This window comes from Dysgonomonas termitidis, from assembly GCF_042654545.1.
GTDB lineage: Bacteria > Bacteroidota > Bacteroidia > Bacteroidales > Dysgonomonadaceae > Dysgonomonas > Dysgonomonas termitidis.
On sequence record NZ_JBHSGN010000132.1, the window covers coordinates 19,552 to 36,829 of the forward strand.

Annotated in this window: 10 protein-coding genes and 1 pseudogene; 3 read left to right on the forward strand and 8 right to left on the reverse strand. The window is 42.7% G+C overall.

All coding sequences use genetic code 11. The features are described from left to right. The first annotated feature begins 72 nt into the window (after positions 1–72). The 3 genes and pseudogenes from ACFO6W_RS21830 to ACFO6W_RS21840 all read left to right on the forward strand — a co-directional run. Complete coding sequence (locus ACFO6W_RS21830; protein ID WP_380000454.1) at positions 73–669, forward strand: helix-turn-helix domain-containing protein; 597 nt, start codon at positions 73–75, stop codon at positions 667–669. Positions 670–963: 294 nt separating this feature from the next. Next, positions 964–1,401 carry a metallophosphoesterase family protein gene (locus ACFO6W_RS21835; RefSeq protein WP_380000456.1) on the forward strand — a complete coding sequence of 146 codons (438 nt, stop codon included), beginning with the start codon at positions 964–966 and terminating at the stop codon, positions 1,399–1,401. A gap of 53 nt (positions 1,402–1,454) precedes the next feature. Then, positions 1,455–1,970 (forward strand): annotated as a pseudogene (locus ACFO6W_RS21840) (substrate-binding domain-containing protein); the annotation flags it as partial. Positions 1,971–2,048: 78 nt separating this feature from the next. Here the strand turns inward: ACFO6W_RS21840 and ACFO6W_RS21845 are convergent. From ACFO6W_RS21845 to ACFO6W_RS21880, 8 genes are all read right to left on the reverse strand, one after another. Then, entirely contained in the window at positions 2,049–2,459 is a 411-nt protein-coding gene (locus ACFO6W_RS21845) for a DUF4945 domain-containing protein (protein ID WP_380000458.1), read from the reverse strand. A gap of 28 nt (positions 2,460–2,487) precedes the next feature. Further along, positions 2,488–4,227, reverse strand: coding sequence for a RagB/SusD family nutrient uptake outer membrane protein (locus tag ACFO6W_RS21850; protein WP_380000460.1), 1,740 nt, complete (start codon positions 4,225–4,227; stop codon positions 2,488–2,490). Between the two features lie 13 nt (positions 4,228–4,240). Continuing rightward, a complete protein-coding gene (locus ACFO6W_RS21855) occupies positions 4,241–7,429 on the reverse strand; it encodes a SusC/RagA family TonB-linked outer membrane protein (RefSeq protein WP_380000462.1) in 3,189 nt (1,062 codons plus the stop codon). A gap of 276 nt (positions 7,430–7,705) precedes the next feature. Then, complete coding sequence (locus ACFO6W_RS21860) at positions 7,706–9,709, reverse strand: glycoside hydrolase family 172 protein (protein ID WP_380000464.1); 2,004 nt, start codon at positions 9,707–9,709, stop codon at positions 7,706–7,708. 33 nt (positions 9,710–9,742) lie between these two features. Further along, the gene (locus ACFO6W_RS21865; RefSeq protein ID WP_380000466.1) at positions 9,743–10,603 is read right to left on the reverse strand and encodes a carbohydrate kinase family protein; all 861 of its coding nucleotides are present in this window, start codon (positions 10,601–10,603) and stop codon (positions 9,743–9,745) included. Between the two features lie 4 nt (positions 10,604–10,607). Next, entirely contained in the window at positions 10,608–11,936 is a 1,329-nt protein-coding gene (locus ACFO6W_RS21870; RefSeq protein WP_380000468.1) for a sugar porter family MFS transporter, read from the reverse strand. A 403-nt stretch (positions 11,937–12,339) separates the two neighbouring features. Further along, complete coding sequence (locus tag ACFO6W_RS21875; RefSeq protein WP_380000470.1) at positions 12,340–15,111, reverse strand: substrate-binding domain-containing protein; 2,772 nt, start codon at positions 15,109–15,111, stop codon at positions 12,340–12,342. Positions 15,112–15,342: 231 nt separating this feature from the next. Beyond that, entirely contained in the window at positions 15,343–16,989 is a 1,647-nt protein-coding gene (locus ACFO6W_RS21880; protein ID WP_380000473.1) for a glycoside hydrolase family 32 protein, read from the reverse strand. Between the last annotated feature and the right edge of the window lie 289 nt (positions 16,990–17,278).

The following is a 17,278-nucleotide window of genomic DNA, read 5'->3' on the forward strand; positions in this document are numbered from 1 at the left end:
AGGTTTGATTACATGAGAATCCCGGTAAGGAGTGTATTTATAATATTTTATTTTATACTATCCCTTAGAAGGATGTTAAAATACAGGAAGAATATCATTCATTATTCTGCAAATGTGGAGGCTTCTTCATTAAACTGGATTTATGAAGTATTATTGATTTATCTGATAACTTATGTTCCTATTCCAATCCTGTTCCTTTTATCGGATCCCGGGAGCACACTTGAATACCTTACAAAGATATTTTTCAATTGTTTTGCCTTTATTTTTGAAATTATCCTGTGTTATAATATATTCACGAATAATTTTATTTCTATTACTGAAGATGTAGTATCACAGGAAAAAGAAAATGAGGGCGGCAATTACGGGCCCTTAAACAAAAATGAGTTCGAAGCATTTATAAAAAAACAAAAACCTTTTCTCAACTATAACCTGAGTATAACCGATCTGGCATTATTACTTGGCACGAACCGGACATACCTATCCCGCTTTATTAATGAAAACTACCTGTCAAGTTTTAGTGTTTACATTAATAAGTGCAGATTGGAAGAATTAGAGCAAATAAGAAAATCTTCAGCTTATGCCACCCTTCAGGAAGAAGAGCTCATATATTTGGTCGGCTTCAAGAGTTTGAATAGCTATAAAAAGACATTAGAAGCCTTAGATATATAACATTGATCTTCTCAGTAAAGAGGATCATATTATATACCATCTTTCCTGACTCTATAAAATCTATATTTGGAACAGTCTATATTACTGAAGATGACATTGCCCGGATTAATAGTGGATAACCGATAGGCTTTATACTTATCTCAACAACCCCCTACATTGCTGATCGTCTGGCAGGCCATATTACCAAAGTTTATCCTGTTTCGTCTATAAATAAAATGGGATGAAAATAAAAATCAGGGAAAACATCCATTGGTATTATAACAAATGCGAAGTTATAAGCGGAATTGAATTATAATGCCCCCTCTCTGGTCTTTTATTCCGGTATCAGCGGAGGACATAGTTAAGAATACATATCCCGATTTTAAGTTTATCCGACATAATGGAGAATTACTGACGGTAGATATATACAATAAATTGCATAGCCAATACATTGAATTCCTGATGAAAGAATTGCAGGAGAGAAAAGGAAAAAGGGTTATAGTATCGCATCATGCACCTGCTCTTCAGTGTATGGCCGATGAATTCAAAGGAAACCGGATGAATTGTGCATACTATTCTGATTTGGAAAAACTCATAAAGCTTTATAATCCAGACTATTGGATTTATAGGCATTCTCACCGGAATACAGGAAGTATACAGGTTGGCAATACAACTCTTTTATGTAATCAGCTTGGATATATAGGCAAATCGGAACAACTAAGGTTCAATAGAGCTTCTTGTTTTATTATCTAAAACAAGATAAGGTTTAATTAAAAATCAATTTTATTTTGCTTGTTTAATATTATTTTATGCTTGAAATCTTTACTTACCATCCTGAGTTAGAAGGAAAATATTCGTCCGTAGCCCTGAATTTTGAGAAAGATACATATGAAGCCCTGAATTTCGGACTGTCGCATATCCAGAAATACGAGCGTATTTTTATGGTTCAAAGCGAGGAAAAAGAGCCCTATGAACGCTACGATGGCTTACAGAGATTTTGTAAGGAGCACGGGTTTGAACATAAATATCTGGATTCCGTCAAAGACAGGAAAATAAAGAAAAGAGATTTGTTTATTCTGGTGAATGACAGGGTTTTAGTGGATTTGCTGAAGCAGGCTGATAAACAAGAATTCACTGCCGGCAAGCAATTCGGGATAATATCATATAATGATACTCCTCTAAAAGAGATTCTGGCTGGCGGCATAGCTACCCTGTCTGCCGATTTCAAGCAAATGGGAAAAACAATGGCTTCCCTTATAAACAAAAAGGCTATAGAGACTATCGAGAATCCGTGGAATCTTAATATCAGGAATTCATTGTAATTGTATGATTATCATATATTTGTTTGGTTTATAGATATGAAAAAGCAGGTAATGTATTATTACCTGCTTAATAAAACCTCAATCTATATCTACTGTTTGCCCTAAAGAGTATATGTCATCGGACTGGCCGTATGTCTTCTCTTTTAGCTTCCCTACCATCTTTACGGTTACCTTATATTTCGCATCGGGTTCTTGCATCGTATATTCCCAGCTGGCCGGCTCACCGGTCAGTACGATCTGGTGTTCGGGAACAGTTGTATTCCTGTATACCTGGATATATACTGATACAGGCCTTTTCATTTCATCAGGTATATTGCCGGGTATGTTCCACTCCAGTTTAATCTTATCGGGATTGGTCAGCGTATATTTTAGCTCTGTCACTGTGGGGAGCGTCACTCCTTCTTTATAATCGATTATATCTCTGTCGTAGCAGCTGTTAGCCATTAGGGCTATGCATATAACCGAAAGTATATATATTATTCTTTTCATATCTATTCTGTTTTTGATGATCATTGGATTAATAGCCCGGGTTTTGTATATAAACCCCCATAGACCAGTTCAGCTGGTTTTGCGGAATAGGTTTATATTCGTCTCTTCCAGTCACAAATGAAGCATTGTTCATCCACGAAAACCGGGTTCTTTCTTTTCTGAAATATTCATTCATTGTAGGCTCCAGTATACCCCATCTTTGCAAGTCGAAGAAACGTCTGCCTTCGCAAGCTGTCTCCATTCTGTTTTCAAACATCAGGGCTTTCCATGCATATTCCTTAGTCCATTTGGCATCGTTCGGATATTGGCTTATCTTGTAATTGAGATGATAAGAGCCATCCTTTTTTCTCAGGCGGATGGTGCTGTCCTCAGCCCTTTTGCGAAGCTGATTGATGATAGGACGGGCTTCTGCAAACCTGTCCAGTTGAATCAGGATTTCTGCTTTCCACAGCAGAACTTCAGCATAGCGGATCTGCTTTACATTCAGTGAATTCCGGTTTACGATAAGGCAGGCACAATCGGGATGTACCAATTCCTTCATGGATTTCAGATATCCATAGTCTCCGGGGCTTCGCGAAGCACTCTCCTGAAAGAGTAATTCCGGATCATATTTGAACGGATATCCCGGTATGGCAGCCGTGTGGCTGAGCCGAGGGTCGAATGAGTTGGATGCAAAATAAGTCGGATAGTTGCCTTTCAGTTCGGCATCGTTGAAAGTAGTGAAAAGTGGCAACCCGTCGGCATCTGTCCTGAAGGCATTGGCTAGATTAAAGCTCACTTTATGAAAATCGCAACATGGAAAATAAGGCTCCCATGACGGGGCATTCAGTTCCGATCCGTTATTTGTATTCCCTCCGTTCGAGGTTCCGTCACTCATGGAATATTGCAGCTCCCATAATGCTTCCTTTGTATTATTGTCATATTCGGGCAGGAAGTTATCAGCATAATCACTGCAAAGGTCTACGGTTTTACCTTCCTGTCCTGTAATTTCGTTGATGTATACCAAAGCGCGGTTGAGCGTTTCCTTATTGATATTTACCACCTGATGCCTTTCATCTTGTTCATAAGCCATGAAGAGTAAAGCTTTTGCAGCCATTGCACGGGCGGTGTTTTTATTTACCCGGCCGGGTTCGGTTTGCTTATCGGGTAGTAGCCTTACTGCTTCTTCGAGGTCGGCTACAATGTTTTTCCATAGTTGAGAGTCGTCCGAACCATCAGCTCTGTTGGAAGTCTGCCTGATTGCGTCCGAATCACGGGCTGTAATTTCATCGATCCATGGGATATATCTCCACAGGGTTTTCATGAAAAAGTATGTAGACCCGCGCAGGAACTTTACTTCTCCCGTGCGTACACTTTTCAGCGGATAGTTCTCGTCATTTACCATAGATAGTGCATGGAGGGCGGTATTATACCTGGATATGGCAAAATAACCGCTTGTCCATACCCCGTCATTCCTGTCGATGGTAGGTACTACCGACGAAAAAATCTCCATCTCATACCAGGCTTGCTGGTCGCTGGTACCTGAACCTCCTTTATAAGCATCGTCCGACCTTATCGAGCCATGCATCCACCCGTTATGAGAATCTGTCCACGGCAGGTTTGGTATTGCCGAGTAGCACGGAGTAACAAAGCCTTCGATATATTCGGGCTTTCCGAACATAAAATCTTCGGAAAGAAGCCCCTTTGCATTTACATTCAACTGGTCGTTGCAGCCAATCATTATTAAAGCCAGGATAGGCAGCAATAAAGATGTATATATTATTTTCATAATCTTCGTTTAATTAAAATGTTACATTAACTCCTAAGGTCACAGTAAATGGGACTACGTATCCAAATCCTGCATTTTCGGGATCCGGCCCTGTAAACTTGTCATCGGCCCACCATTTCTTGATAGTGAACAGGTTATTGGCAGACAGGTAGGTTCTGAGACGGTTTATAGATGCTTTCTTTATTATGCTTTTCGGGAATGTATAGCCTATTTCTACAGTTCTCAGTTTCAGATAAGAACCGTCTTTTATAAAATAGGTGGAAGAGCGCCCCTCGTTATTCAGGTTTTGTGTAGACAGTGCAGGTATATCCGAGTTCGGATTCTGAGGTGTCCATGCATCGAAAACACCTTTCAGGTGATTCTTATTGTTTCGGGTAGTGATATTCCAGAAATCGCTGTATTCTACCCATTCATCCCACACCTGGTTTCCATATACGCCCTGGAAGAATACCGACATATCTATATTCTTATAGTTTGCCTGAAAATTGAGACCGAATGTGAAATCAGGATCACCGACGCCAATCCATGTGCGGTCGTAGTCGGATGTTATATTTCCGTCTCCGTCGAGGTCTTTATATCGTATGCGGCCAACGCCTTTCCCCGGCTGTTGAGGCAAATTGTCTACTTCTTCCTGTGTCTTGAAAATACCATCGGCGACATAACCGTAGAAAGAAGAACGCGGACGCCCTATCATATCGTCTAACATACCGTTGCCACCGTATACACTGCGGACAGATTCGGGCAGGTCGAGTATCTTGTTTTTAAAAGTGGCGAAGTTTCCTGTCAGGCTGTAATTAAAGTCCGTAGACGGTTTACTCCTGTAAGTTACCAAAAGTTCGATACCGTTGTTTTCCATACTCGGCCCGTTCACATAACGGTAGCCTCCTTCGCCGATAGCAGCCATATATTCAGGCCTGTATAACATATCTGTTGTCTTTTTATAAAAATAGTCGATAGATCCGCTGATTCTTTGATCAAGGAAACCGTAGTCGATACCATAATTGGTTTGTGTCACCGTTTCCCATCTAAGGCTTGGATTTCCCGTCCTGTCTTTATAGTAGCCGGACATTAACGAACCGCTTCCCGTGCCATTCAGGTCATAAGAAGTCCTGTCATAATTTGCCATATAGCTGTTTTGCAGCCATCCGCCCGGAATAGCCGAGTTACCGTTTTTACCCCAGCTGAACCGAAGTTTCAGGTCGGAGAGGTAATCGAGTTTTTCCATGAAAGGCTCATTTTTGATTCTCCAGCCTAAAGAAAATGCAGGGAAAGAAGCCCATTGGTTGTTAGTCCCGAATTTGGAAGACCCGTCATGGCGGAATGTTACCGATAACAAGTATTTTGAGTCGTAAGTATAATTTGCTTTTGCAAAATAAGAGAACAATGCATATTCATCGCCTGAGCCTTTTGCTTCTGTAATCTGGTCGCCTGTTGCTACATCCAGGAATGCATAATCCCTGTTTTCCAATATCAGCCCGTTCTTTCTTGCATAGAAACCTTCCGTTTCCGCTTTTGTAAACTCGATTCCGGCAACGGCATTGATATCATGCTTACCGAATCTTCCGCTATAATTCAGTTGATTGGTCCATTGGTACTCGAGAAAATGGTTCTGGTCGTTTCTCACATAGTTCAGTTTCTCCGACCTGCCGGCTCCATCCGCTTCATCCCATTTAGGATCTACGGCACGGTAATATGATCCGCGATAATCCACGCCAAAGGAAGTACGGGCATGCAAGCCTTTTATGATCATCAGGTCGGCATAGGTATTCCCTATTATTTTCAGGAACTTATTTACATTGTCTTTGCCTAATTTCAGATTCATGACAGGGTTTCGGTAGTCATCCATTCCCACATCCAGCGAGGCGCCTCCCCATCCTCCTGCATCGGTATAAACAGGGATGATAGGCGGTTCCATTACAGCCCAGCTGGCCTCATTTGCTTCACGGTAGTTGATATAGTTCATCTCGAAGTTTTCGCCGATCTTCAATCGGTTATTGATCAGATTGAATTCGGTGTTGAGACGTGCCGAATATTTCTTCCAGAAAGTCTCTATCTGAATGCCCTGGGTATCTTCATAACCCAGATTGAAGAATGTACGGGATTTGTCGTTTCCGCTCGAAATAGAAATCTGATGATTGTGGGATACTCCTGTCCGGGATATTTCATCAATCCAGTTTGTATCGGCAGGGCGCATTGTTTTTGCGTTGTTCAGCCATTCTACAGGTTTCACCGATTTCAGTACGGGATGCCCGTTGCTGTCATAATCCCAGTCATAATTGAAATATCTTACACCTTGCTTTATTTCTCCCAGTTTGCCGTCATTTGCAAATGCCTGCCACAAAGCGTGTCCGTATTCTTCGGTATTGAGCAGTTCCGGCTTGTTTGTCCACGTAGAAAACTGCACTCTGCCGTCATAACTGATCTTTGTCTCGCCCTCTTTACCCTTTTTGGTTTCGATAATAATTACCCCGGCAGCGGCACGCGAACCATATATACTCGCCGAAGAGGCATCCTTCAATACCTGTATGGACTCGATATTTGCAGGATTTATATCGCGCAGATTATAATCGCCTGCTAGTCCGTCCAGTACAATCAGAGGCCCGGGCTGGGCATTCAATGAGGTAAGCCCCCTTATCTGAATATTTACACTGGCTCCGGGGCTGCCATCGCCTGTAATGAATACTCCCGGCAATTTGCCCTGCAACGATTTCAATACATTCGTAGATGGATTCTGGGCTATATCCGAAGCTGATGCAATAGCCAACGACCCGGTGAGGTCAGCTTTCCGTTGCGTCATATAACCTGTCTGGATAACGACCTCGTTAAGTGCAGTAGCGTCATCTTCCATAACGACGTCTATCGTACTGGTGTTTCTTACCGGTTTTTCCACCGTCTTCTTGCCAATAAAAGTAAATACCAGGATGTCGTCTTCAGAAGTTACTTCAATCGAATATTTACCGTCGGCATCCGTCATTGTCCCTTTAGCAGAACCTTTGATGCTGACTGTTGCTCCTGAAAGAAACTCTCCTGTTTCCTTTTCCGTTACCATCCCTGAGACAACTCTTTGGGGAGCCGTGAGGTTTGTATCAGCGTAAGCAATGGCTGTTGTCCACACAAATAGAAAGACTAAGCCAAGATACCTGACCCGCGTATGTAACAGACTGATAAAGTTTGTCACCGCCAAATGTTTTAAATGATTCATAATCAATATTAGATTTAGTAAAAAAATAGAATATAAAATATATCTGTTAGTTCGTATTATTCGTATCCGCTCATCCGAAAAGGGATATAGTACCCACTGTGACACTTGTTTCCGAGTGTCATCAATATCTGTCGTAAGCCTGAATAGCGGCTTAATCAGAAAGGCTTATATTCAGTGTTTTATGAAGTTATTGTAGAAGAATTAGCTGTATACAATCCAATCCAAACATATACTTTGCACCTTGCGATAATTTATTGGTTCCCGTAATTTCTACTTTCAATTTAATCTTTTCTGCATCACAGGTGAAAAGTTTCCAAGATTTATTGGTTTCGAGTGCTTTATATTACTGCTATATCCGTCAAAAGATATATTCGCCGGACTGTTATTCACACTGAAAGAGATGGTTCCATAATCGTTGGCCTGAGTCGCATATACGACCATTTTATACTTGCCGTCTTTCAGATTATCAAATTCGAATTCGACAAAATCTCCTGCTTTTCCGTTCGGAGCCAGTAAATGTGCGGCTCCGCTCCATTTGCCATCCCATGAATCGGCAGCGTTTTGTTTTTCCAGGCGTAACGATGTAGATTTTCTTGTTGGCTTCAAGGCCTCGAATTCAATACTTTCAGGTATTTTGTAGTTTGCAGGATCCTCGGGTACAGGGACTAGCTTTCTTGCAGCTTCTTCGATGCCTGAAGTACCGATGGCCCGGGCATTGAAGTCTCCATACCAATAGATCGTTGTTGCATAATCGGAATACCCTCTCTGCCAGCCGATCATCTCTATATCGAATTTGAATTTTTCCCTGAACGGGATTCCATCCAGGTTACGCGTGCGGAAGAAGGCATTGTAACCATGCGAACTATCCAGATCTGCCCTCGGCGCACCGCCGAAAGGTGTGTGGAATGGGACAACGGGCGCCCACGAACTGTTATAGTAATCTTCTGTGCCTGTGCCGAAGTGCGAAGGGAAAGTATCTCCGTCTACCCATATTTTTTCATCTCCTTCTCCGTACCAGCGGGGAGCGTGGTTGAACAGCGATAGCAAGTCTCCCATATACACGCCTTTACCCTCGATAGTCGCAAAATTCCATTCCGTGCAATTCTCCGGCTCATCGTACTTGTGAACGGGAATCCCTGTTTCCTGACGCCATGAGCAATGGAAATAAAGAGAACGCCCGTCCCATGCGAGGGGCGATACATTTGCTTCCATCTTTACACCGATGCTTGCGGAAGATATGTTCATTAACTTTAGTATCCCGCTCTTTTGATATGGCATCAGCCAGCGGCTTACGATATTGCCTTTTCCGTCGGAGGACAGATACCAGCTTTTTACATAAGGTGCGCCCATTCCTCCTCCCGAATAATCGCTCAGGGGAGCCCAGACTGTCTGTTTACCGTCGAATTGAGCGCAGAAGATAATTTCTCTCATCAGTTGTCCGAAACCGGCTGAGTCTTGCAGATTGACACTGAGCCTGATCTCATAAACTGCGTTCTCACCTGCCGGTAATTCCAGCGTTAAGGAGTCGGCAGCAGCCAGTACTTTAGTGTCGCTTATCACTTTACCATTTTTGGACGGGACAGGATTTAGCAGTAAATTATCCACTCCGGCAATTTTCTTTTCTGCCCTTTTTACTACTTCGGCCGAGAAGGTTTCAATGGCTGTATTCTCCGGGTATTTCCGGTAGTTAATTCCGTAATATTTAGGAGTCGGATTCACACCCAGTTCGTCCTCGAATGTGATTTTACAGCCTTTGGCATAAGGTATCGGTAAGAAGAGCGTATTTCCGCCTTTGCCTTCCGGTTCATAACTGGTGTGAGGCTGTAGCAATCCGGGTCCCAGAGAAGGAATATTTATCCGCATCAGGTCGTAGGCCGGAATAATCCATCCCGGTTCGGCTGAACCGTCGAAATAGAAACGCCACGTACCTCTTTTATCCAATGTAGTAATCCAGATACGGGTTATCACGCCCGGCCCTGTTTGGTCGAACATTACTTTCTCTATTCTGCCGCCTGTCGTATCTACCCTGACAATGCCGAATCCATCATCGTTTGCGAACCATGCAGGATCGCCGGGCGATACAGACCGCCTGTCATAGCTGCTTTCCTGATGGCAGGTATAGCAGGGAGCGGGGAAACGGGATAATTCTTCGACAGAAACCATCTCTTCGAGCAGTGTCTCCATCGTGACGACTTTTTCCCGGTGTTCTTTACAGGTTGCCGGACTGAATATAAATCCAATACCGGCAGTGAGTAATAAAGCATGTTTGAGTAAATTCATACTATCAGATTTTAAGTTCTCAGCAAATAATAATTATATCGGATGCGCTACCCATGCTCCCTGACAGGAACAGACATGCGCTGCTGCATTTACAGCCATCGAGTGGGCTTCTTTCAGCGTTTTTCCTTTCAGCAGCGCCGTAATCAGGACGCCCGAAAAGCAATCGCCTGCGCCGACAGTATCGGCCACTTTTACTTTCGGTGTTTCTATAGTCGATGTTTCGCCGGGAGTATATACCGTGCTGTATAGTTCTCCTGCCGTGAGTATAACGAGTTTTAGCCCGAACCGGGAAAGAAACCAACGGCAGGCCTGTTCGTTTTCCATATCGAGCGAAAACAGTGTTTTCAGAACCTCGAGTTCTTCATCGTTTACCTTAAATGAATTCGCGTGCATCAGAGAATTCCCGATAATATCCTTCGAATAAAAATGCTGCCGCAAATTGATATCAAATAATTTATAGGCATCTTCTTTCACCAGCCTGAGCAACCCTAGAGTCGTATTTCCCGATACAGGGCTCCGCTGGGCCAAAGTCCCGAAACATATAGCATCTGCTTTTGATACCAGTTGTTTCATGCTTTCCGTCAGCGGAATGTAATCCCATGCCACATTCTCATTTATAGTGTATTGCGGTATGCCTTCGTTAAGGGTAACCTGTACGGTACCGGTCGGATAGCCGACCTTTTCGATCAGGTAATTGATTTTATTCTTATCCAGTTCGTGCATCAGTTCATTGCCCAGGGCATCGTCGCCCAGAGCGCTTATGGCATAGCCGTCCGCTCCTGTCTGTGAGGCGTGGAATGCAAAGTTGACAGGCGCTCCTCCTGCTTTTTTGCCCGAAGGCAGTATATCCCATAATAATTCGCCGATTCCGATGACTATATGTTTATTTCCCATAAAATTATTCATTTAATCCGAGTTCCTTTTCTATTTGTTCCAATGATTTACCTTTGGTTTCGGGAATATATACCAGAATGAAGATGAAGGCGACAACACTGAACGCGGCAAAGATACCGAAAGCAATAGAACCTCCCAGGTTATTCAGTATCCACGGAAAAAACTGTACCGTGAGGAAAGTGCACAGCCAGCTTATGCCTGTAGAGACAGACATGGCCGTACCCCTGATACGCGAAGGATAGATCTCTGATGTAACCACCCACATGACAGGAGCCAGAGAGGCCGCGAAGAAGCCTATATAGCATAATACGGCAATCAATGCGCCTATACCGTTTGCCGAAGGGACAATGAATGTATAAATGAGATATAAGAGCGACAGTATCATGCCTGCACAACCGCACAGCAGGAGCACTTTACGCCCCAGCCTGTCTACCAGCCACACGGCAACAAGCGTGAATAGCAGGTTTACAATACCTACATAAATGGATTGTATCAGCGCTGTATCGCCTGCAACGCCTGTCATCTCGAATATGGTGGGGGCATAGTTTATAATCACGTTTATACCTGTAATCTGCTGGAATGCGGCCAGTAATGAGCCGATGATAAGTATTTTGGCCAGCTTGCCCTTGAATAACGATTTCAGTTGCATGCCGTCTTTTTCCGCTTTCCCTGTTGGCGTCACATTGTCGAATTCCTGCTTGCTCAATCCGAGCTTTTCTATTGTCCGGCCTGCTTTGTCGGTTTGCCCTTTCATATAGAGCCAACGCGGGCTTTCGGGCAGGATGAACAGGAGCAGTATATATACAATGCTGAAAATAAGGGGGAAGCCCAGCATCATCCGCCAGTTGTTTTCATTATTCAGCAATATGTAATCCACGATATAGGCTATCAGGATACCTATCACTACCGCCAACTGGTTATAAGAGACTAATGTTCCCCTCAGCTTTGCCGGAGATATTTCCGATATGTATACAGGCACTACTGCGGAAATCATCCCGACGCCGAATCCACCGATTAAACGGAATATCATCAGTCCGTATATACCCGAACTCACCGAGCAGCCGACTGAAGATATGATAAATAATATCGCGGAAAAGAGCATGACCCTCTTTCGCCCGAACTGGTCTCCGAAGCGTCCTCCCATAATGGCACCGCACAGGCAGCCGATAGTGAGTATGCTGACAACAAAGCCCAGGGTCATATCGTCGAGCCCGAAATATTCCCGGATAAAAGGAATCGCACCCGATATCCCGGCCATATTCAAGCCGAAAATAAGTCCTCCCAGAACCGTGATGAAAGTATACAAAAACAGTGATTGATTATTCTTTTTCATTTATAAGACAGGTTTAGATTTAACGTTGATGGATATTCTAAAACATTGCAAGTTTAATCATATCTTACAAATAGGAGTATAACGGATGAAACAAATGATATAACAATAGTTACATCTGTAAAAAAGCTGCATATACTATCAATTATGTTACTGCGATGTAACTAATTTGATAATATGTGGATCGGTAAAGGAAAACTTTATCTATATAGGTCTGCCCCTGCAAAAAAACTGTTACGTTTGTTACCTTTTTCAATTGCAAGGTACTTCGTCCTGCGAACGGTTACGAGATACAAGTAGACGAGATACGAAATTGGCACATTGGCTAATTAGCACATTAGTTTTCCGTTACTTCTGTTACTTTTTGATTATATATAGTTAATTTATGATTTCTTCGTGAAAGTTTTTAACCGCGAAAGTTTTCCTGAGACAGAGATGTAATATATTCGGTAGGAGTTGTGGCATACAGCGTTTTAAAGCATTTTGTAAAATATGCCGGAGAGGTAAACCCTGTCATATATGCAATCTCGCTGACTGTGTATTGTTTCTGCTTCAGTAACTGAATCGCTATGTTCAGCCTGTAATTCCTGAGAAAATCGGTAGGTGAAACGCCGAAAAGCGTCTTTATCTTTCGGTAAAGGTGTACTCTTGACAGTCCTATATGTTCGCTCAGGGCTTCTATGCTGAAATCGGAGTTTTCATACGAAATCTCTATCAAGTTCATCAGTTTACTCCGGAAAGCATTATCCATGCCTACTACACTGTCGAGATCGGAACTTTCAATGAATCCTGCCTGCATTTTTTCCATGAAGGCTTCTTTTATCCTCAGTCGCTCCCATATGATATTTATAATCCTGATTTTCAGGAAATCGATATCAAAAGGCTTTTGGATATATTCGTCCGCTCCTTCCAGAAAACCGTACATGCGCTGGCTGTTCTCGGACAAGGCCGTGAGCAATATGATAGGGATATGGCTGAATGCAATATTAGTCTTTAGTTTATTGCTAAGTTCGAAGCCATTCATTTCGGGCATCAGTACGTCGCTTACAATCAGGGTAACATCGCTACCTTCGTTCAATATGCCGATTGCTTCATTCCCGTTTTCTGCTACCCTGACTTCGAAATTGGCGGATAACTCTTTTCGCAGGAAGCTTCGTACATCGGGATCGTCTTCGACTATCAGGATTTTATAATCGTAAAACTGAGCCAGCTTTTCCTGGATTAAACCCTGGTTTATCATTTCATTCCGGTCTTTCGGTATAAAGGATGAAATGTCTTCGATTATATACTCATGCGAATAATGGTTGATATCCTTATATAAGGTAATGCTGAAGACTGTATATTCTCCCTGCCGGCTTTCCACGTCGATTGTTCCGTCGTGTAAGTCGATATATTCTTTGGCCAGATTCAATCCGATGCCGAAGCCCGAAGAGCCGAGGTTTTTGTTACTTGTATAGAAACGTTCGAAGATATGCCTCTGTTCTTCTTCGGTCAGCCCTATGCCTTTGTCTTTTACGCTTATTTTGATGGAATCGCTATTTTCTTCGATGGAGACAAGGACAAATCCTTTGGAAGAAGAATATTTGAAGGCATTGGATATGATATTGACCAGAACCTGCTCTATTTTATTGATATCGATATATATGAGCCGCTCTCTTATGTCTGTCCTGAATTCATAGCGGATTTGTTTTTCCCCGGCAATGCCCTTAAAGTAATCAAAGACTTCGACCGCCAGCGAAACAATATCTGTCTGGGTCAGAATCAATTTCATCTTGTTATTGTCGATCCGCCGGAAGTCCAGTATCTGATTTACAATGCGGTAAAGCCTGTCTACGTTCCGTTTCATCAGAATAATATCTTCCCGTAAAGAAACGTCGATCTTATTGCTCCTTATTATTTTATTTATAGGGCCGACAATAAGGGTGATCGGAGTCCTGATTTCATGGGAGATATTTGTGAAGAACTGCAGTTTCTGGTTCGAGATATTTTCTATCTGCTCATTCTTGACGGATAATTCCTGCTTTTGGGTCTCTACCAGCAGGTTTTTGTCATGCAGTTCCCTGTTTTTGTTTTTTATCTTGAGGTTCATATACATCACATAACTCAACAGGGGCACTATGACAGCGAGCAGACCGAGTATCAGGAATGTGGAATTCCTCAGAAACCTGAACCGCGACAACAAATTGAGCTCTTCTTCTTTCTGCCTGTTTATCCTTACCTGATAATTATTCAGCTGTTCGGACTGGGCCAGTATCGTTTTGGCATTCGTCTTGTCTATGATTGTCGTGTTGAGGATGTAATTCTTTTTCACAAGTTTCCCGTTCAGTATATCTATTGCAACCTGTATGGCAAGGGCTCCGCCCGTAGGGTACTGGAAAGAAGCTTCGAAGTTGCCGTTGGCAACGGCTTCTATGCCTGAATTGTCTCCATAGACACCGTCGATGCCTATAAACTTTATACGCCTTGCCACAAGTGAATCGCGCCTCATAATCTCGTCCCTGGCAGCTATGGCCATTATATCGTTGTGGGCGAAGATCAGGTCGATATCATTATATGAACTGATTTTCTTGGTTTCTTCCAACGCAAGGTTGTATTGCCATTTGCCGTAAACTTCATTTATCTTGTAGTCGTTGTTTTTGTTGAGAGCGGCAATAAAGCCTTCGTGACGTTCTATAGCAGGAGAAGAACCTTCAAGCCCCCATATTTCCAGTATTTTCGAGCCGGGGCTAAGTATATTGTTGATATATTCTCCTATGGCTAAACCTATATTGTAGTTGTTTGCACCTATGGAGACCGTATATTTGTCCGACTTTATTTTTCTATCGTGTATGATCGTAGGTATTCCTTTCTCATATGCTTCGACAGCAACGTCGGTAATCGGGATAGCCTCGTTAGGTGAAATTATCAGTGCATCTACATTTTGAGATATAAGTTTGCGTATCTGGGATATCTGACGGCTGTTGTTACCCAGAGCATTGTATACGACGAGCTCAACATTTTTGTAATTGGAAGCCTCTATCTGCATCTCCAGAATCACAGCTTCCCGCCACGGGTCGGAAGTGCATTGAGAAAACCCGATGACGTATTTTTGCTTTTCCTTTCCTTCATCACTACATGAAAAGATGCAGGATAGCAATATTAGCAATAGAAGCGTGCGGACTTGTATTTTGTTTATCATAGTGTCGAAAATAAGGAAGATACTTTCGTGACTAAGCATTATACTGACAAGGTATATGGAATATTGGCCTTTGCAATAAGTTCGCTCAGCGTTTTTATAGCTTAAGTCAAAAGTAGATGACTTTTGTTATATCCATAGCATGAAACCGGGTTTTTAACTATTATACAATCAGGATAAATACAAAAACGCCCTGAATTGATATTACAGAGCGTTTGCCGATATGAAGACTTATTACCAAATCGATTTTACGGAGTATACTTCAAGCTTTTTCACTTCTATATTATTTCCCCAGAAATGGAATCCTTCCCTGTTGTTTTCGTCCGGTTTCCTTTCCATGGAATACGAGTATGCCCCGCCGTCGATGAATACTTCTATTGAAGTCCGGTCTACATATATGTCGGCAGATAGCTCCATACTCGTCATGTCCTGCGGTGAATAGAACATACCATTCAGCAAATTACCGTTCATATCGTAGCCGATTATGCGCTGGCCGAACAAGTTGAATCCGGCATCGGTTGCATGCGATAATTTGATTGTCGTTTTGATGCGGAGGCGGTCAGAATCATAGAACTCCTTCATTTTTGAGTTTGCATCGCCGGATGTCAGGTTACTCCATTCTTTCACAGGCGTAAATAACTGCCCGGTTTCGTTTACCGGAACGTTGAACAGTCTCGGGCCGTCTTTTGTAGTACGCAGTGTCAGCTCTGTAGGTAACAACATCATCCCGTTGAATGGCATTCCCGGTTGCTGTATCCTGCCCCAGCCTATCTGTATGCGCCTGCCGTCACTGGCGGGAATATTTGCGAAAGTTTGGGCTGCATAGATAGACCCTGTTGTGTAATAGTACTTGCCGGATTCGGGGGTGAACACTTTCCCGTCGAATTTGCCGAGCATATATGTACCCGAAGCCCCGTACATCACCCATTTGGTATTGTTCTTGTTCCCGTCGATAGCCAGTTCAAACAAATCGGGACATTCCCAGAATCCTGTCACATGGCTCTCGTATGTCCAGTCTTTCAGGTTCTTCGATGTGTATATCGAATGTCCGTCGCGCTCGTTGAGTACCATCACCCAGTGTTTAGACGGTGCATACCAGAATACTTTAGGGTCACGGGTATCCTGGCTATTCCATTTTGCTTTGGAATCTATCAGCGGGTTTTTATCATATTTGGTCCATGTACGCCCTTTGTCGAGACTGTATGCCATGCCCTGTACCTGCTTTTCGGGGCTTGCGGCTGTGAAAAATGCAATCATTGCAGGTGTATTGCCTTTATTATATCCGGCAGTATTGTCGTAATCTATTACGGCCGAGCCGGAAAACATGGTGCCCAGGTGGTCGGGATAGAGCGCTTCGGGCAGTTGTTGCCAATGTATGAGGTCTTTGCTGACCGCATGTCCCCAGTGCATATTTTCCCAATCACGTTCGTATGGATTGTGCTGATAGAAAAGATGGTATTCACCTTCATAAAATATCAGTCCGTTAGGGTCGTTTATCCAGCCCCGTTGCGTAGTAAAATGGAATTGCGGGCGGTTCTTTTCTTTATACAGGGTTTCCCAACCTTCTATATTATCGTCCTGATATATCTTGCCCAGTCCGGCAGCATCGCCGTCATATTGTATTTTTATAGTCTTTCCCTTAAGGGAGGTGACATCGCAGAATACCCAATAGTCAGCTTCCCCGGGGGCAAGGCGGATAACGAACGAGCGTTCCTGCTTGCCGTCGATCTCGAAGGACATCCGGGAGCGGTCTGCTTTATGGGAAACAGGGAGGTTCAGATACTTCTTTGTTATCCGGATCGATATATCTCCCGCAAATATGGAGATATTCGATAAAAAGATAATACAAATGGCTAATACGTGTGTTCTTAAGAATTTCATGATAAATGATATTTGTTTTATGATTATTTCATTATGCAATTTTAGGAAAAAACATGCATTATAAAGATAACTTTAAGTACATATGTTTACACTCAGGTAACATCATTTATTTCTTTCGCTCATGCTTGACGGGTAAAGTGTGTTGTTAATTATGCGAATCAGTAGTTGCAACTATTGGCTGATTTATTTAATTAAAAGATTAATTATCAATAAAATAAGCGTACCGAATGCTTGCTCAATCTCTTGAAAATCATTAAATTAAAGGAATATTACCACACATTTCTTTAAC